General features: G+C 34.1%; 11 protein-coding genes. 7 read left to right on the plus strand and 4 right to left on the minus strand.

What is annotated here, in order from left to right:
• Window positions 1–229: 229 nt before the first annotated feature.
• The 4 genes from QMO11_RS14135 to QMO11_RS14150 all read left to right on the plus strand — a co-directional run bounded on the left by QMO11_RS14135 (window position 230) and on the right by QMO11_RS14150 (window position 9,333).
• Window positions 230–3,343 (plus strand): SusC/RagA family TonB-linked outer membrane protein, encoded by a 3,114-nt coding sequence (locus tag QMO11_RS14135; RefSeq protein ID WP_282037881.1) that lies wholly within the window; start codon window positions 230–232, stop codon window positions 3,341–3,343.
• An 11-nt stretch (window positions 3,344–3,354) separates the two neighbouring features.
• Window positions 3,355–5,151, plus strand: a complete 1,797-nt coding sequence (locus QMO11_RS14140; RefSeq protein ID WP_282037882.1) for a RagB/SusD family nutrient uptake outer membrane protein — start codon at window positions 3,355–3,357, stop codon at window positions 5,149–5,151.
• Between the two features lie 20 nt (window positions 5,152–5,171).
• Window positions 5,172–6,947 carry a hypothetical protein gene (locus tag QMO11_RS14145; protein ID WP_282037883.1) on the plus strand — a complete coding sequence of 592 codons (1,776 nt, stop codon included), beginning with the start codon at window positions 5,172–5,174 and terminating at the stop codon, window positions 6,945–6,947.
• Window positions 6,948–7,458: 511 nt separating this feature from the next.
• The gene (locus QMO11_RS14150; RefSeq protein ID WP_282037884.1) at window positions 7,459–9,333 is read left to right on the plus strand and encodes a PKD domain-containing protein; all 1,875 of its coding nucleotides are present in this window, start codon (window positions 7,459–7,461) and stop codon (window positions 9,331–9,333) included.
• A 110-nt stretch (window positions 9,334–9,443) separates the two neighbouring features.
• On the opposite strand, the gene QMO11_RS14155 is transcribed toward QMO11_RS14150, so the two are convergent.
• Genes QMO11_RS14155 through QMO11_RS14165 form a run of 3 tightly spaced genes read right to left on the minus strand, consistent with a single transcriptional unit; the run spans window position 9,444 to window position 13,525 of the window.
• The gene (locus QMO11_RS14155; RefSeq protein ID WP_282037885.1) at window positions 9,444–10,481 is read right to left on the minus strand and encodes a sensor histidine kinase; all 1,038 of its coding nucleotides are present in this window, start codon (window positions 10,479–10,481) and stop codon (window positions 9,444–9,446) included.
• Window positions 10,481–11,617 carry an FIST signal transduction protein gene (locus tag QMO11_RS14160; protein ID WP_282037886.1) on the minus strand — a complete coding sequence of 379 codons (1,137 nt, stop codon included), beginning with the start codon at window positions 11,615–11,617 and terminating at the stop codon, window positions 10,481–10,483. The genes QMO11_RS14155 and QMO11_RS14160 overlap by 1 nt, the downstream gene beginning before the upstream one ends.
• A 3-nt stretch (window positions 11,618–11,620) precedes the next feature.
• On the minus strand, window positions 11,621–13,525 hold the full coding sequence (locus QMO11_RS14165; protein ID WP_282037887.1) for a PAS domain S-box protein: 1,905 nt from the start codon (window positions 13,523–13,525) through the stop codon (window positions 11,621–11,623).
• Between the two features lie 313 nt (window positions 13,526–13,838).
• Between QMO11_RS14165 and QMO11_RS14170 the strand changes: the two genes are divergently transcribed.
• Both QMO11_RS14170 and QMO11_RS14175 read left to right on the plus strand, forming a co-directional pair.
• On the plus strand, window positions 13,839–14,183 hold the full coding sequence (locus tag QMO11_RS14170; protein ID WP_282037888.1) for a HopJ type III effector protein: 345 nt from the start codon (window positions 13,839–13,841) through the stop codon (window positions 14,181–14,183).
• A 100-nt stretch (window positions 14,184–14,283) separates the two neighbouring features.
• Window positions 14,284–14,982, plus strand: a complete 699-nt coding sequence (locus tag QMO11_RS14175; protein ID WP_282037889.1) for a DUF6567 family protein — start codon at window positions 14,284–14,286, stop codon at window positions 14,980–14,982.
• A 110-nt stretch (window positions 14,983–15,092) separates the two neighbouring features.
• Here the strand turns inward: QMO11_RS14175 and QMO11_RS14180 are convergent, their stop codons facing one another.
• A complete protein-coding gene (locus QMO11_RS14180) occupies window positions 15,093–16,043 on the minus strand; it encodes a mechanosensitive ion channel family protein (protein WP_282037890.1) in 951 nt (316 codons plus the stop codon).
• 389 nt (window positions 16,044–16,432) lie between these two features.
• Here QMO11_RS14180 and QMO11_RS14185 point away from each other — a divergent pair, with 389 nt between their 5' ends.
• A complete protein-coding gene (locus QMO11_RS14185) occupies window positions 16,433–20,143 on the plus strand; it encodes an SNF2-related protein (protein WP_282037891.1) in 3,711 nt (1,236 codons plus the stop codon).
• Window positions 20,144–20,183 lie beyond the last annotated feature (40 nt).

Raw genomic sequence — 20,183 nt, forward strand, 5'->3', positions numbered from 1 at the left:
CTCAAAAATAATAGAGGGTAAAAAAGTGCTTGTTTGAGGTAAAATATAGGAATATACTGACGAGATAATGGACTTAATTTGCAACATAAATTAATATAAAAACACAAAAATTAACCAATAAAATTGAAATAACAGTAAAAATATGAGCGTATGAAAAAACCATTTAACCTAAACACTAAAACTAATCAAAATGAATTTCAAGTATAATAAATCACATAAAACTATGTTTATGAAACAATCAAAATCCGGGAGTTTGAAAGCGAGGAATTTATTTCTGCTATCAATGGTGCTTGGACTAATGCTTTTTAGTTTGAATGCACAAGCTCAAATTTCTATGATAAAAGGTGTGATAACCAGCACCGAAGATGGGTTGCCAGTGCCAGGCGTTAGTGTTGTTGTAAAAGGAACAACCAATGGTACAATTACAAATATGGATGGTCAATATAATATTAAAGCTAAAATGGGAGATGTTCTTGTTGTTAGTTTTATTGGAATGGAAACTCAAGAATTGACCGTGGATAGGGCAAGTATAAATGTAAAGCTAAGTCCTGAGACTATTGGTTTGGATGAAGTGGTTGCTATTGGATATGGTACTCAAAAGAAAAAGGAGTTAACAGGAGCTGTAGCTCAGGTTAAGGCTGAAGAAATTACCAAAGTAGTAACTTCAGATTTAGGTAATGCTTTACAAGGTTTAGTAGCTGGGGTTAATGTAACTGCAGCGTCGGGTCAGCCAGGAGAAGGTGCTAGTATTTTAATTAGGGGAGTAAGTTCTATTAACGGTAGTAATACGCCACTTTATGTTGTTGATGGTGTTCCTCAAGAAGGAGATCCTCGCTTAAGTACTAACGAAATTGAAACAATTGATATATTAAAAGATGCTGCTTCTTGTGCCATCTATGGTACTCAAGGTGCTGCAGGGGTTATCTTAATTACCACAAAACAAGGTAAAGAAGGCTCAATGCGCATTAGTTTTAATGCAAGTTATGGTATTCAAAATATTCGTTCGGCTACACCTCTAATGAATGCATCTGAACAAACTTATGCTGATTTGTTAGAGCAAAACCATGTATCAGGCGTATATGATGATGAAGCTCGATTACGATTATTGCGTTCTCCTTATTTCTTCCAGAATAATACGAATCTTTCAGATTATGTATATGTTGATAATGCAGCTACTCAGGATTATAGTTTAAATATGTCAGGTGGTACAAAGGATCTTTCATACAATGTAACATTAGGTTATTTTTCGCAAGATGGTGTATTAGTAAATTCGGGTTTCGATCGTTTTAATACTCGTATTAATACTACCTATAAGCATGATAGATGGACTATTAATGCTAACGTTGGTATGACTTTAGAAGAGATAGCTCGTCCGCCAGGAGGTATTGTAACGCAGGCTATAAAATATCATCCAACTAACCAAGAGTTAGATTTTGATAGTGATGAGCCAATTTATAGTAGTAGTCCTAACGAAGCATTAAATGTAAATTGGGTATTGAGTAGCTTTAGAAATGAAGATGTAACAAAACGAAATACTTCTTTTGCAAACGTAAACGCTGCATTTCAAGTGATGAAAGGTTTAAGTGTAAATGCTCGAGGTGCTGTTAGAGGGGTTAACAACTACCAACATCAATTTAGCCCATTCCAAGAAGTGTATGATGATCAAGGTGATTTAACTAGTGATCCTATCAGAGATAGTTATTCTACAAATACGGCTTCTCACCAAATGTCCACCAACTTTAACTTTGGTGCTACATATAATAAAACCTTTAACGGTAAGCATAACATGACGTTGTATGCGGGTCAGTCTACTGAAATATATACATTCAGTAATTTTAGAGCTAGTAAAGATGGAGTGGTAAATAACGAAATTAAAGTTATTGATGGCGCTGTATCAAACCCATATGCATCATCTTTAGGTAATGATTATACCAACAGATTACTAGGTTTTATTGGTCGTGCTCAATATAATTATAAAGGAAAATACCTATTAAGTGCTAGTTTGCGTCGCGATGGTTCATCTAAGTTTTCTGAAGAGAATCGTTGGGGAACCTTTCCATCGGCTTCTGTAGGTTGGAATATTTCTGATGAGAGTTTCTTTTCAGGATTAAAAAGTACAATGAATAATGTGAAGCTTCGTGCCAGTTATGGTGAGGTAGGTAATCAAAACTTTGCCCCTTATTCATTCTCAGCAGGTATTGTTAATGGTGTTGATTATATTTTTGGAGGAGAACAAGTTTACGGAAGTGCCCAAAGTTCATTTGCTAACGCTGATGTTAAATGGGAAACAACCATTCAAAGTAATATTGGTCTTGATTTAGCCTTCCTTAAAAATAAAATTACCTTCTCTGCAGAATATTATCAAACAGATAAAAGAGATATGTTGATGCCTGTAGAGGTAGCTGGTTCAAACGGATCACTTCCAAACACAGGGATGCAAACTCCAAAAAGTAGCTTGGTTTATTTAAATATTGGTAACATGACCAATAAAGGTATAGAGTTATCTGCAAACTATAAAGCAAGAACTGGTAAAGTAAAGTGGAACTTTGGAGCTAACTTCTCAACTAACGACAATACAGTAACTAAAGTTAATGGTTTAGATGGCTTTACCTTCCTAAATGATAACGGTTTAATTGCTGGAAAAACAGCTGTTTCAAGGGTTACTGTTTTAGCTGAAGGTTATGAGGCTGGTGCATTTTTCTTATATCCAACAGACGGGGTAGTGCAAACTGAAGAGCAGTTGGTTGAATATCAAAAGCTTGATCCTACTGCGCGAATGGGTGACTTAATGTACCGCGATTCTAATGGTGATGGAGAAATTACAGATAAAGACCGTACTTATCACGGAAGTGGTTTACCAGAATATGAAACATCATTAAATATTGCAGCTGATTATAAAGGCTTTGATATATCATTTCAGTTTTATGCCGCATTGGGTCATGAAATTATGAATGGTGCAAAAGCAACAGCTTACGCTTGGAACCGCCATGAAGATATGGTATCTCAATGGTCACCTAACAATACATCATCAAATATTCCATCATACAGAGGAGAGCCTGGTGATCATGCAAACTTCAATGGATATACAGATTTATGGGTAGAAGATGGGTCTTACGTTAGATTAAGAAACATCACATTAGGATACTCCTTATCAAGTGAGGCATTAAGTAAATTGAAGCTAGCTAAGTGTAGATTCTTTGTAACAGCTCAAAATCCTTTAACATGGACGAAGTATGAAGGGTTTGATCCAGAGGTTGGTGGAAATGTTGCCAATAGAGGCTTAGATAAAGGTAATTACCCAGTAACGTCGTTGTATTCTGTAGGTGTTAATGTTAACTTTTAATTCGTAAACAAATGAAATTACAAACATTTAAATATATAGCATTTGCATCAGTAGTACTGATGTTTAGCTCATGTACAGATTGGTTGGATGAGGTTAACCCTAATCAATCTGATAAAGACAATTATTGGCAGAATTTGAATCAAACAAATAGTACTTTAAGTGCAGCATATGCAGCTTTAGCTAGTGATTTTGCTTTAAATATTGTTGAGGAAGCACCCCGATCAGATATGGCTACGCCAGGTTTTGGTCGCCCAAATTATCCTGGTAAAGGTTCTGTATGGTATTACCATTCATATACCAATTCGCACATTAGTATTATTAAAAAATGGGAGATTCTATACCTAGGTATATTTCGTTCAAACCAAGTAATAAGTGCGCTAGAGAATCTTGAGAATATTTCAAGTCAAGAACAATGGGATTCTCAAATGGCACAAGCTCGTTTTTTAAGAGGTTTATATCACTTTTATATTCATTCTGCGTTTAACAAAGGGGATATAATTATAAAAGATATAGTTCCAGGTAGTCTAGAAGAATACAATCAGGGTTTATCAAAGTCTGAAGATGTAATCAAGTTCTTTAGAGAAGATCTTCAATATGCATTCGATAACTTACCATTAAGTTATGATAAAACCAATCAAGGTCGTGCTACAAAAGGAGCAGCAGCTACCATTTTAGGTACAAGTTATTTGTACGAAGCTACTTTAGCTAATCCGGGTGGAGAGCCCAATGCTGAATTAATTCAGAAAGCAGTTGAGATGTTTGAATTTGTTGAAAGTTCAAATCAATACGAATTGGTAGAAGATTTGAATCTTTTATTTACCACTGCTGGTGAGATGAATAAAGAATCGATACTTGAAATTGCCTTTTCTAATGCATATAATACAGAGTATAATACTTGGGGCGAAGATGGTTTACATACCCGTTTAGCATTCTCATTTAACGGTAAGGGATCTAACGACAATCATGTTTTCCCATCTTTATGGATGATTGATGCCTATCATAACGAAGAAATGGATCTTAATGATGATAGAAATAAAGTAACAGCACAAATATATACCCCAGTACCCGGAGGTGAGCCTGATATTGAAGATATAGAAATTACCCGTAAAGTATCTCGCAGAGCTAGTGCAATGATGGGTATGGTGCAGGATGATTATACACCTTATTATACTGAGGTTTTTCACAAGGCTTATTCTTTTCCAGGAGAGTCAAAAAAGACACAAAATGGTTTTGGACGTTATAAGCACTACAATAATCATGATATTTTAGCTGATGAAACAGACCTCCCAGGAGGTGTTCAACGATCAGGTAAAAATGTAGTAGTAAATCGTTTAGCTGATTTAAAATTAATGTTAGCCGAGTGTTATATCTATCAAAATAAAATAGGCGAGGCTATTGCTGAGATTAATGATATTCGCCGCAGATGGGCGTTAATTCAACTTGATGTTGCAGATTATGATCAAGCAAGTTTATTATCGCGTTTACAAAATTTAGAGAAACCTTTAGAGACTTCAATTGAAGGGCATTGTATCAGATGGTTCGATTTACGCCGTTGGGGTATGTTAGAATCGAATTTTAAAATGCATGCTCAAGAAAAATTCTATACTCAAAACTATGAAGTTGAGTATGGTGAAATTAACGGAGATGCCGTAAAAAAATGGAGTACAATATCTAGAGTTTCTGACCCATCAAATCCTGATGAAGTATTAGTGACGGATTATGAGAAAGCTGCGGAAAATTTCATTTACGATAGACATGCTTGGTTACCGATACCTAGTACGGAGGAGCAAAGTAATACTGAATTGTAATATATTTTAAAGTAAGAAAAATGAAAAAATTAAATATATATATATTGTTATTCTCACTCATTACAATGTTCAGTTGTAAAGATGAGTATGAGCAACCTTTCCCTGTATCTGATGTAAAATGGTATACAAGTATGCCAGGTGCTTTAGAGTATTTTGCACAAGAAGGCGAAATAATAGGGTTTATGGATGCTTCGGTTGGAGAACTTAGCCATGAGTGGCGCATACAAGAAGGAGCTAATTTTCTCTTAAAGGAAGCAGATCAGGGTGATAGCCTTGAGTTATTCTTAGATACAGAAAAAGGATTGGTTAGCGATGATAAAGGCGTTCGTGTATACTTTGGAAAGTCAGGCCGTACTACCGTAAGTTTATACAATGAGTTTCCTGATTCGGTTGCATTTAATGGAGCTCGTCCAATCTACTCTAAAATGAATGCCGAAGGAAACTGGGTAATTGACACCTCTTTTGTGGTTGATGTTTATGCACCTGTTCAACCTGCGTTTAAAGTGTGTAGAGTAATTGAAGGTACTGATGGGTCGGTATCTGCAGGTGAGGTTTTAGTTGAAGTGAGCAGAGAGGATACAGTTAATGTTGAAAATTCTGATACATGGAAATCAGTAGACGTACAAGTAGGTGAACGCCTAATGTTTATTGATTTAACTAAGGAAGAAAATCCTGAATTTAAGCAGCCAGATAGCAGAACCTGGACGATTAGAAATAATACAGAACCAGATGTGAAAACAGATTCAGTAGCCTTGGTTTATTTTAATGTATATGGATATAAAACAACAGGTTTAGGAAGCTTAAAAGTTGAACGCAACATTACAGGAGCACCAAAAGGATCGGGTCAAAAACCCATTCCATTAAAGTTACAAGTAGTTCAATCAGAGAAAGATTTTACTTATGCTGATGGTGCTGTGTGGACAGGTCAAAAGACTTTGGCCTTTAATGTAACAGGTGAAGTTGCTTCTTTAGGTGGTGCTCCAGAAAATGGATTCACAGTAACTGTAGAAAATTCGAAATTAGGTACTTCACCAGTTGTTATCCCTGTAACAGGGGTTAGTGTTGATCCATCCAATGCTACCCGTATTAGCCTCGAATTAGGAGCTGAGATTTATGGAGACGATATGATCAAAGTTAGCTTTGATGCAGCAGGAACTAATATCCTTTCTAAGGACGAAAGACAATTGATTTCATTTACTCCGCAAGTAGTTTCGATACCTGCTGGTAGCGATAATGAGCTTACTGATGATGGAAAATATTCTGGTTATGAAGATGGAAATGGTAACCCACAAACTGGGTTTGTGAACCAATACTGGGTTGGAGCTCAAGATCCTGCAAACGCTGAATGGTCAAGAGTAGAAACAAAACAGTTCGAAGGTGAGGCTTCAATGATGTATAATGGAACCTTAACTCCACTTAGACCAAATTTAGGTTGGATGCAAATGCAACAATCAGTAGACCTTGCACCTGGTGCTTACGAGGTATCTCATAAAATATATATTGAGCCGGGGTCAACCATTCAAAAGATACGCAGTTATGTTTCTCCAAAAACAGGAGGATGGCCAACTGAGGTAGCATTCGAATGGGATTTATCTGAAGTTAAGCAAGGCGAGTGGGTAACTATTAAGAGCATTGCTAATTTCCCTAATCAAATTGGTGGTTCTAGCACTGAGCAATATAGATATCAGTTTTCAATATATGCATCCGATAATCCGGGTGTACCTACAACCGATATGCAAACTTTCTATTTAGATGCGATGGGAATAGCCGCAGTAGATGCAGGGATACGTCCATAAAACAACATAGAAAATCAACTATATTATTTAGCCATCTGTATTACACAGGTGGCTTTTTTAGTTATATAACATATTACCTTTCTTAAGGAAGTCCCTTAAAACTTTCAGGAGATCTATATTGCTCTTCAGGAACACTATTGATGCTTTCCAATTTTAGGTTTACTCTCTCCAAAAATAAGTAGAACTTTTAGTAAGTCTATTTCCCTCCCTAGAAAGTATATTTAATCCTTTTGGATTATTACATTTTCTTCTGTCAGTGTATTTTGCTTTCCTTGTGGCACTTATGGTAGTAATGTCTTTTACTTAATAAATTTATATTTCTATAAAATGTACGCTTATTAATATCCATTATGTGTGCTGAATATACTTTTAGAAACAATTTATATCAATCATATGATAATGGTTTTGGCATAAGAGAGAGATATTCTGAATATTAGTAATTAATACACATAAAATGAATCTTAAATTTCTACCGAAAAAAAACTACGCAGTCCTAGTTTTAATATTTCTGATGGGGACTTCAATAGCAACTATCAAAGCCCAATACTATCCGGCTTCCGATCCAACAAACTCAGAGGGCTGGATCTTAAATAACGAAATATCCGACGAATTTAATGGCACCGAATTAAACAAGAACAAATGGTGGATATTAGGTGAGAATGGCGATTATCGCAATAAGTGGAAAGGACGTGCACCTGGTCAATTTGCCCCACATAATGTGAAAGTAGAGAATGGCGAATTGGTTTTAACTTCTCAATGGGAACCTGATTTTGCCTTTGCCAACGAAATGCACGAAGGTACTTGGTATGGTGGGTCAACAACTGCTGCGGATAAATCAAAACCTATAACACAAGCCTGTGTTTTAAGCGAGCGATTCTTTCGTTATGGATATTTAGAAGTAAGGTGCAAGGCGGCTGATGCGCCTGTTACCAATGCTTTCTGGACTACCGGTTACCACTCTGAAATTGATATGACAGAGAACTATGGAAAGCGACCAATTGGTAATCCTGAAAACAAACCTGAAGAATTAGAACGAAAATACAGAACAAATATGATTAGCTGGGACCCAGATAAATCAGCCGATTATAAACCTTGGAAGAATGAAGAAGTTCTTGATGTTCGGGTAGCAAGCGATTATTACGTATATGGTTTTGAATGGGGTAAAGATGAAGTTAAAATTTACTTTAATGGAGAGTTACTGCGAACTAAACCACGTACAGAGCTTGAAGCCACAGAAGCGTGGGCACATAACAATGCACAAGAAATGTGGATTGACTCCGAAGTGTTTTCGTGGTACGGCTTACCAAGTATGCAAGATTTAGCCAACAACGCTGGAGAATACAAAATTGATTACGTGCGTTTGTGGCAGAAGGAAGTAGAAGGTCCATATTTTGACGCATTAGGTTTCGAAGGTCCCTTTTACTTTCAAGGCCGCAGTCAAAATTGGTGGGCTGCAAATTCTACTCCATGGCGTATGAAAACTGATCAAGTAGCCGATGGTGATTTAAGCCTTCGTTGGAAACAAACAGCGGCAATTTCATCCAACCAAACTATCTGGTCGCCATATGGCTCATTAGATTTACCATCAGGAGCCAATACACTCACCTTTAAAATTTGGAAAGATGCTAATGCTAATGTGAATGAAATATCCTTTATTCTGAATAAGCCATGGGCTAAGATTGATTTTGATATTTCAAGTATTGAGACGGGCAAATGGGTAAGTCTATCCAAAACTTTTTCACGCAATGGTGCATCCGATCCTAGTATCACTAATGGTGATAGAATTGGTATTCAGGTAGCATCAGCCAATGTGAGTGGTAGTAATAACTTATTTTTTATAGATAATCTTGAGTTTGAAAACCAGAATACGCCCGTTTTAGTTCCAGAAGCTTCTTTTACAGCCGATGCAACAACTGGCAAAGCTCCGCTTACGGTTCAGTTTACCGACGAAACAGAAGGAATGCCAACAGCATGGGAATGGGATTTTGATAATGATGGCACCGTTGATTCCAACGAGCGTAATCCTAGTTTTACATACGATACTCCAGGTACCTATAGCGTAAAGTTAACAGTTACCAACGATAATGGATTGGATATCAAATTAATTGAAAATTACATTGTTGTTGATGAGGAAACTAGTGTTGGTAAAATAGAAGATAGCTTGGTGAGTGTATATCCTAATCCAGCATCTGATTATATTAATATAGATTGCCAATATGCTGATGTTGTTCAATTATATTCCCTATCGGGTAGTTTACTTAAGGAAGGCAAATTCTATAATTCAACCATTAGAATGCCAATAGATAATATTCAAAAAGGTGTTTACATGTTAAACCTTTTGTCGAAGAATAATATAGTTTATACAAAGAAGGTTGTGATATTATAAGTCGATTTTTTTATATCATAAAAACGAATTACTTAAAATGGGATATTCTTAATAGACTAGAATATCCCATTTTTAATGGATCAAGAGTTTAATTAAAGCCAATAAAATATTTACTTAGGTAGAGTAAAGAAAAAAGTAGTATTTAAACCCACTTTACTTTGTAGCCAAATTTTACCACAATACAAATCAATGATCCTCTTAACAATTGCTAAACCAATACCAGTAGCGGTAGCATCATCATCTATCTTTTGGAATATCTCAAATATTTTTTCATGATATTCGGGTTTTATTCCTTTTCCATTATCTGAAATATAGAATTCCCACTCTGTATTTTTGTCTATAACTCCGATCTGTATTAATCCTTCTTTATTAACAATATTCTTAACTGCGTTATCTATAATGTTTCTAAAGAGTTTGAAAAATAGATTTTGATTCCCTTCTACAGTGGGTAATTTACCTACTATTCTTACTTCTGTTTCATCAGGAATTGTTAGTTTGTTTGTAATATCATCAATTAATCCTTCAATATCTATAAGATTCTTTTTAATATTTACTGCATCTATTGTTGAATATTCTAATATCCCCGAAATGAGCGAGTCCATTTTTTCTAAGTTCTGAAGAATTAGTTCAAAGTGGCTTGTGCATGTACTATCAATTTGGTCCTTATTGTCATCCATAATCCAATTTATCACTGAATTAACATTTCTAAGCGGAGATTTAAGGTCGTGAGAAACCATATGTGCATATTCTGATAATACTTGATTGCGTTTCTCTAAATTTTTAAGTAATTCCTCGCGTTCCTTACTCACCATTGCAATTTCTTTAGATTGCTGTTTTATATAGGTGGCAACTTCAGTAAGTTCTAAATTGTCATTTGGATTGTGGGTAGATTTTAAATTAAGAGTTTTAACAATTTGCTGGATATTTTGTATGGTTTCTTTATTTGTATCAGCCTCCTTCCTTAGCTTTTGATTGGCACTAAATAACTCATCAGAACTTATTTTCATAGCCCTTTGAGTCATTGAAATTTGATCTTCGTAATTTTCATACGAGCTATTTATAGCCTCAAGAAGATTCTGGATAGCCTTGTCTTCCAGAAGTTCTTTTGAGAGGTTCTTCTTTATTTGTCTTTGAAGTAAACGATTCACTATTCACTTATTAAGGTTAGGGTCATTGTTTGATTGTGTAATTCGCAAGAAGTTTCTCCTTGGAAAGGAGCCATCTCACCGTATGAATAGAATCCTGCTACAGGAACTTGTAGTCCAATAACATCTCTAACTTCATCAATTTCGTCTTGCACCCGTTGGTCTAATACAATTTTTCTTCCTATGCAGCTTACCAAAAAAGCAAATTCAGGTTCCTTTTTGCGATCTGTCATTGCTAATTTAGCAGCTTCGTAGGCTCCAGATTCAATGCCGTTTAAAGAGGCCATCATGAGTTGTACTCTTGAGCCTACAGGCACATCACCAGCTAATATCATAGAATTGTTTTCACGGTCAATGTTTAATATAGTTCTTACTACTGCTTTACTCTTACCTTGTGCTACTATATTTAAAGGGTATAATAACGAAGCCTGTGGAAGTTCAGAAGCTTTATCGCCTAAGTATTTGCTATATATATCCAAAGCAGGTGTATCATCAATTTTATAGAGAATATTCTCCTTAGAATCAGTGATTATTCTTTCAGGGCCAAAGGTACTCCAACCACCTACACTGGCAAAAGAGAATTCTAGGTTATCACCATAAAAACCTATTGCAATTACTTCTCCTTCTTTTGGGTTTTCATTATAAGAGGCTAAAGTAGTTTCAAAGCGCGAACCATCGCCACATAAACCGCCTGTTATAACAGTATTGTTATGGAGATCATCTTCTAAACCAGCAATTAGAGAGCTACCATTTACAAAACTGCCTTCAGATATAATAATTAAGTGTTTAAGATTTTCTTTCGGGAATGTTTTGGTTAAGGCATTGCCTAAGGCTTTGGCATCCTTATTATAGTCAAGAATATTATCACGATTAATAATATAATTGCTTTTTTCAAATTCAATCATTGTTACTGAGATTGAATCGTCAAATACTTCCCCTTCAATAATTTCACCAGACGTAGAGCCAAATACAATATTATTGTAAGGGAATTTTGCTTTTATCTCATTATATATGTTGGTGTTTTCTAATAGTTTTCTTCCTCCAAAAACCATTACCAATGGATTATTTAATTCTTGATTTTCAGTAATAAAAATCCATTCTGAAGTTGAAGACTTCTTATATGCTTGAACTACTTTCATAATTTATTTTTTAATGCTAAAGAAAAATGTTGTTCCAATACCTAATTCACTTTCGAGCCAAATCTCACCATCGTACATGTCAACTATTTTTTTTACGATATTTAAACCAACTCCTGTAGATCTTTTATGTTTTCCTAAGGAACTAAAAATATCAAATATTCTTTTTTGATCTTTTTTAGCGATACCTATTCCATTATCTTTTATTGAAAAGATATAATGACTAAGATTTTCTGTCCATTTTATTTCTATTAAACCAACCTCTTTATCAGTATAGTTTACAGCATTACTAAGGATATTTTGAAATAATTGTTGTATGCGTGTTTCATTGGCATTTATGGAAGGAAGGTTTTCAGCAACTTTTATCTCTATATTGTCAGGACAATAAACCATGCTTACAACATTATTGATGAGAGTGTTCAAATCTAGAACTTCATTTTTAATTACACCTCGTTCAATACTTGAATATTTTAAAATATTATCAATTAAATGATCCATCTTTTCCACCTTATCTTGCATTAGGTTAAGGTTTGTAAGGCCATCATTTCCGAGTTTCTCTTCAAAATCCTCAATCGTCCAGCTTAACAAAGCATAAATACCTCTTAGTGGTGATTTTAAATCATGCGCAACAATGTGAGCGTATTCATTTAGCTGTTCGTTTTGCTCAGAAAGACTTTTTAATAAATCTTCTTTTTGATGTTCTAATTTTTTCTGATTGGTAATATCCAAGCATATTGCAATTGAACCCTCAACTTCATTACTGTCGTTATATTTAGGCGCGGCGCTTATTAACCAAGTACATTCTTTACCGCTTTTATGGGTTACTATTAATTCGTAGGCACCTGAAACACCCTTTGCTCTTTGAGCGACGTGATCACGAAAAGAAGCAATTGATTCAGCAGGCATAAGGAGAGATGCTTGTTGTGAAAGCAATTCTGCTGAGGTATAGCCTAAATTATTGCTCAAACTATCATTAGTATAAACAATTTTACCAAGGTTATCAATTTCAACTAAACCTAAATTCATATTAGCTATAATATTACCATATTTGTCGGTTTCAGTGAGTAATACTTCTTTAGATTTCTTATTATGGGTTATATTCTCATCTATAATAAAATATTGAGATAGTTTTCCATTTTTATCAAATATGGGTTGGCCAGAGGTATTTACCCAATAGGAGGTTTTATTTTTTCTGTAATTTAGTATCTCGCATGCATATGGCTTATTTACTTTTACTTGTCCATTTAGATAGTTTAAGGTTTCCGCAGACGTATCTATGCCGCTAAGTAATTTATTAGGCTTTTTCCCTATTACATCTTTAATTGTATAGCCTGTTATTTCACAAAAGCTTTTGTTAACCCATTCTATACAACCGGTACTATCAGTAATAATAATCGAATTAATAGAGTTCTCAATAATATCAGAAAGTTTACCTAATTTGTTTTTCTGTTTATTCAAGTTATAGAGCAATTCTTCCATGTCGTTGCTTGCCTGCTGAAATACTTCAACAGCAGTAAAGATATCTGATGTAGAATCATGAAAAGAAAAATCATGTAACTTAAGTTTCTTATTCATAAGTTTTCGTATACAATCAGACCTTAATGAAATGCAAAACAACAAAAGATCACCACCTTCTATTTCCTCGATATAACCTTTTAAAATGAGTTCTTTGTTTTTTTTAAGGCATAACTCTATGGTCTGTTCAGAGGGAGTAATATTATTGCCGTTAATATTTTGTTCAATGATAGGGTAACTAGCTGTAAAAAGGTCGTATACATTTTGCCCTTCTACGTTAGGTATAAGTTTTTGCAAAGTATGACCATACGATTGTATGATTAACGATTTGTCTGTTAGAATGTAGAAAGGAAATAACCGATCTACTTGCGTTTTGTGAAATAAGAGTTGTTCCAAGGTTATAAGTTTTTGTTAAATATTAACTATTGTAAGATTCTAATATCTTGTTTGTCAGCCTTTAAATTATAAAAAAATAATTACAAACAATTATTTATTATAAAATAATGTAATAATCATTTGAAAAAATTTAGGTGCAGTTATGGGTTTTTTAATAGGTTTATTAGATACTCTTACTAGTGTGAATAATGAACTTTTGAAGTCTGCAGTCTTAATTAGTTTGACTGAGGTTTTACGAGCCTTGAAATTTAGAAGCTTTATCTATTTCTAAAATATTAATACATTTGCGTTTTATTAAATAAAACGTCGAATTATGAATTTATCAGAATATAAAAACAAACTAAAGAATTCTCCTGAAAGTATTGAATTTGCTGAAACAATGGATATCGTCGATCAGTATTATTCATTTACACCTACAGAATTTAAGAATGGAGAAGTAGTTAACGAAGAGGGGCAAAATAATGGTTCTTGTAAGCTATTCGCATTTGCACAAATTCAGAAGTTCACTAAGGAAGAAACATTAATGTGTTTTGGGAAATTCTATACTAAAGATGTATTAGAAAATCCGAACGGAGATGATCATCAGAACATCCGCAACTTTATTACACATGGTTGGGATGGCATAAACTTTAAAGGAGTAGCCCTACAAGAGAAGTAATTAAGGATTATTATATAAAGAAGCACAGCACTCAATAGAGTATCGTGCTTTTTTATGTTAAACATTTTGCTAAATTTGCGCTTCATTAAAAATCCAAACTATGAAAAACCTAATTTTTGTTTTTGCAGTTGTATTGTTTTCTTCTTGTATGGCCAATCATTTTGGTGTGATGAGTACTGGCCCCATCACAAAACAAGTTCAGTATGTTGATATGGCAATGGGAGTTTCACAAACACAGAAAGTATTGTTTTTCGGAGGTCTCTCAAAAGATGCGCTAGTATTAAATGCCAAGCAAAAATTAATGAGGAATAGACCTCTGCAAGTAAATGAATCTTATGCGAATTTTATTGTAGACTTTAAAAATTCATATTACTTATTTTATTCAAGTACTATAGCTACAGTTAGTGCTGATGTGATTAATTTTTCGGATACCATAAGCACTCCATACTCGGATATTTATAAAAATCACATTAACTCAATTGGGGTAAATGTTCAGAATGAGTTAGAATATATAAACAATTTAGCCATTGGAGATAGTGTGCTAGATGCTAAATATAGAGCATGCAAAATATTATCCTTTCCTTCAGATAAAAAGGCGCGTATCTCTTACATTGATGATAGAAACAATCAGAAAATATCAGTTACTAATGTCAAATATCTTTCAAATATTCATAAAGGGAATGGGGTATATGATATCGGAGATGATTTTAAAGGGTTTGGAACTATAGTTGCCGTTGGATCTGAAGGTGTAATTATACTTAATGCAGATAATGAAAGGGAGTTTTATTTCTTTGAGTAATAACAATAAGTCTTTTAAAAAGCACAGCATTTATTTGAGGTACTGTGCTTTTCTATGTTTTAATATTTTGCACTACTCATAACTACCTTATGAATAGTAATCTATAACAATCAGTTCATCATTTCTTCCTTAGATAAGGGATCTGCTTCAATTGCTTCTGGTATATCAATACGCGTTTTGGGTAAAGCATCAGGGTAATTCTCTTGAATAAAAGTAATTAAGCCTTCTCGAATAAACACTCTCAGATCCCATGCCGTTGGCGAGTTTTTTGCACTCATCAAGGCTCTAATCTCCATAGTTTGTTCTGTTGCATTTGTTACCTGCAGAACGTTTACTTCTTTGTCCCACAAATCAGTTGATTCTAAAAGCCTTGTTAGCTCTTCTCGCAATGCTTTCACATCCATAGTATAATCGGTATATATAAATACAGTTCCAAGTATATCGGCAGTATTTCTAGTCCAGTTCTGAAAAGGAGTTTCAATAAAATACGTAGTTGGTACAATTAATCGTCTTTTATCCCAAATACGCACTACAACGTAGGTAAGATTTATTTCTTCAATCCAGCCCCATTCATTTTCAACAATTACTACATCATCAATTGCAATGGGTTGGGTAATGGCAATTTGAATACCCGCTAAAACTGTTCCTATGAATTTTTGAGCAGCAAAACCAATTATAATGGTCGATATTCCTGCCGAGGCAAATAAGCTAATACCTAACTTTTTTACATCATCAAATAGCATTAATGAAAAACCAATAGCCACAATAATTACTACAAATATTAAAATGTTTTCAAGTATATTATATTGTGTATAAACACGCCTGCTTTTTAAATTATCTTCTTTCTTAATATCAAAATTGCCTAATACACCTAGCTTTATTAAACGTAGCATTTTTATTACCATCCAGGTAAAACTGATTATTAAAACTATAGAGAGTAGTTTACTAGTTATCTCAGTATTGATAATGGTAAGTTTCGGATAAAAATGGTTGACTTGTTTAAGTGCAATTGTGAGGCACAAAAGAAGAACAGGTAGAATGAAGGATTTTATATTTTTCATCATTATAGTTTTTTAACGGTTATACAATAATGCATGAAGTAAAATATAGTAATGTATTGATATCTAGTCATAAGTGGTATTGTTAATTTAGATGAGACTTAAATTCTCTGCATATTCTATATTTTTCTTCATTATTTCATATTAAAGCAATTAATGTACAAAAAAGTTGATTAAGAATGTATTATGTGATTATCTAAAAGGCTAGTCTGTAATTTTACTTCAATTATAATATTAATACATGTTGTATAACTTAGCGCGAAGCAAAAATTATTGCTATTTTCGCATTTTGGCGCCATCGCAACATTTTAAGGGGCAAAAATTAGATCATAATTATGCCTTTTATTTAGATGTTTGGTGTGTATTTAATTTATATGCAATAGCATTCCAATATGGACAAAATAGAACAAGCTTTAACTCTTATAGAGGAATTTATCAATGCTTCAACCACTGATGCCAATATTCAGCAAGGAGAATCATTATACAACAATAATGTAGTTACTTTAAAAGGAAGTGATAAAGAGAATGATACATTTAGATTCATGGTTCGTGATTCTAAATACTATAAAACTGAAGTATACGGAATTTACAAAGGTTCAGTACGCACCAGTTGTTCTTGTCCTTTTTCATTTGGTGTATTGTGTAAGCACAGTGTGGCGGCATTAAAATATTTGATTGATAATATTTATAAGCTTGATGGTTTTGCACAAGAGGGTGCAAGACCTATTGAAGTGGCTGAAAAAAGACATGCCGCAGGAGTAGAGTTAGTTAATGTTAATCCTTTGCGTGCTGGAGAGTTAAAACAAATGGCTACAGGTAATACCATTAATAGGGTAGTGAATTATGCCTTTTTAATGACGTGTACTGATATTATTATTACTCCAGAATGTATCACCTTTAAAACTAAAGATGAATACCGAAAAGATAGTGTTGAAATCAGAAAAGTAGAAGATTTATTTTATGTTTCATCTACTCAAAGTACAGCATCGGGCAATTTAAATTCGATAGAATTATATTGTTTATTGTTGATCGCTAACTCAGATATTCCACAAATGATTGCGGGCGTTTTTGCCGAGGAGAATATGCCTTTTCAGCAAGATTTACTAAGTCAATATGGCTTAGATAAAGGTGCTCCGTTTACCGATTATTTTAATTACGTATATGATGAGGATAAAGGTTTACATATTGTAGCAGATTCAAAGGCAAAAGGCTTAATGTCAGCCGACGAATTAGCCGATGCAAGATTAGCCCGCATTCTTAAGCCCGAAGATGATTTGAAAGTGTTGAATCATTTACCAAAGGTAGATACTTTGCAAGAATTAGGTTTTGTTTTACAAGCCATTCAGTCTCGCACTGGTTCATATTCATACCGAATTGTACCTATTATTGGTAAAACCAATAAAACGAAAGATGCTATTATAAATAGTATTGATGTGTACCATCGCGATTCAAATAAAATAAAACCGTCAGATAATCAAAGAGAATTATTAGATCTTATCCATCAGTTTAACTTGGATGAGTTAAGTGATTCTAAATCTTTTGCCGCAATGCAAAAGGCTTTTCGTTTAATGACGAATGAGCGTTTTATTTATCATGCTGATACGGGTTTCTATGAGTTTAAGAAACGTGATTTAAGCATGATAACACTTTCTTCCACACCAATTGATATGACATTTGATGTGTCGGTTAATAGTCAGTTTGTGAATTCAGATATGAAGATCAAAGTGGGTAAGTTGTTTTATAAACATGAAGATTTAAGTCAGAAATACGTTAATCCATATATCAACAGTATCAATAATATCTTTTACTTTTCAAAGAACGAAAGAGTAGGAGAGTGCCTGACCAGTTTACCAAGTGAGCTAAAAATGGTATTGGCGCAAAAAGAAGAGTTTTACAGAAGAGTAGTGGCTCCTTTATCAAAAGATTTTGTAATCAATTTTAATGAGGGAAGCTACGAAACAGAAGTGATTGAGTTAGACTTTAACGAGAAGGAGTTATACCTAACCGAGAAAGATGGATATGTGGTATTTACGCCACAAGTTGTTTATCAAGACGACATGTCTGTGCTCTTACATAAAAACGGAAACTTACTTGATAAAACAGATCAATTAGTTAAGGTTTACAAACGAAACTTTGAGCTTGAGGATGATTATATTGACATGATTTCGAAAATGCATCCTCAATTTGAGACGCAAAAATCCAATCGAATATTCTTCCTCCACATGAGTGAGTTTACCGATAACATGTGGTTTTATAAGTTCTTTGATCATTTGCAGGTTAATAATATTGAGGTGTTTGGGTTAAAAGATCTCAAAGGCTTTAAGTATTCGCCATACCAAGGTAATATAAGTACTTCTGTTACTTCTCGTCAAGATTGGTTTGAAGTGAATATACAAGTTAGTTTTGGTGATAATCAGATTGGTTTAGCTGAGATTAAAAAAGCGGTTCTTAAAAAGGAAAGATACATTCAGTTAAACGATGGCTCTGTAGGAATTATGCCTAAGGAGTGGTTTACTAAATTAGAGAAATACTTCAGAAATTCAGAGATTAAGGATAATAGTTTAGCCATCTCAAAACTTCGCTTTTCTATTGTTGATGATTTATTTGATGAAATAGACGACTTTAAAGTTATACAAGAAATAACTGAGAAGCGTGAGCGATTAAAAGCGTTTACTGAGATTACAGATACCGAAGTTCCAGATAATATTACAGCTGAGCTCCGCCATTATCAGAAAGAAGGTTTAAACTGGCTTAATTTCTTAGATGAGATGCAGTGGGGTGGTATTTTGGCCGATGATATGGGACTTGGTAAAACCTTACAGATATTAACTTTTATTCAGCATGTAGTTCGTAAAGAAAATAGTACCAATTTAATTGTGGTACCAACAACATTGTTGTTTAACTGGGAAAATGAAATTGCTAAGTTTGCGCCTGACTTAAAGGCATTCTATTATTATGGAAGCAATCGCCAAAAGGATACCTCGGTATTTAAAGATTACGATTTGGTGTTTACTACCTATGGTATATTATTACGTGATATTGAAGTGCTAAAGGATTTCAGGTTTAATTATGTAATTCTTGATGAGTCGCAGGCCATTAAAAACCCTGCTTCGCGTCGATTTAAAGCCGCCAAACTAATTCAAGCCAATAACAGAATTGCCATGTCGGGTACGCCAATTGAGAATGGTACATTCGATTTATATGCGCAAATGAGCTTTGTAAATCCTGGATTCTTTGCAGCTGCCTCTTCGTTTAAAGAGAATTATGCTTTCCCAATAGATCGCGACGGCGATGAAAACATAGCAAGTGAACTACAAAAAGTAGTGAATCCGTTTATTCTTCGTCGTACAAAAGAGCGTGTTGCAACCGAGTTACCTTCAAAAACAGAAGATGTAATTTACTGCGAAATGGAGCCTAAACAACGTAGTGTTTATGATGCTTACCGCAATAACTTTAAAGAGAAGTTATTAAATAAGATTGATGAACAAGGATTGGCAAAATCAAAAATAATGGTACTTGAGGCCTTAACGCGTCTGCGTCAAATTTGTGATTCCCCATTACTAATCAATGATGAAAATGTAACAGAAGCGCAATCAATTAAGATAAAAGAGATATTGCGCCACATTACTCATAAAACTACCGACCATAAAATATTGGTATTTTCTCAGTTTGTGAAGATGTTAGATTTAGTGAAAATTGAACTCAATAAACTAAATATAAAGTACGAATATCTTGATGGAAAGAGTAGTCCGAAACAGCGTGAGCAATCGGTTGATAATTTCCAAACAAACGGAGAGTTACGTGTGTTCCTTATCAGCTTAAAAGCGGGTGGAACAGGATTAAACCTTACGGCTGCAGATTATGTGTACCTGTTAGATCCATGGTGGAATCCAGCTGTAGAGAACCAAGCTATTGACCGTTGTTATCGTATTGGACAAGATAAAAAGGTATTTGCTTATCGCATGATTTGTAAAAATACTATAGAGGAAAAAATAGTAAAACTACAGAACCAGAAAAAGAAAATTGCAGGAGATATTATTCAAACAGATGAGAATATAATGAAAACTCTAGATATGAATGATATTGAAGAGTTGTTCTCGTAATAGAGGATTTTCTTTGTAGAAGGAATTAAACAATATTGGA

It is taken from the genome of Saccharicrinis aurantiacus (assembly GCF_947489045.1).
Lineage (GTDB): Bacteria > Bacteroidota > Bacteroidia > Bacteroidales > Marinilabiliaceae > Saccharicrinis > Saccharicrinis aurantiacus.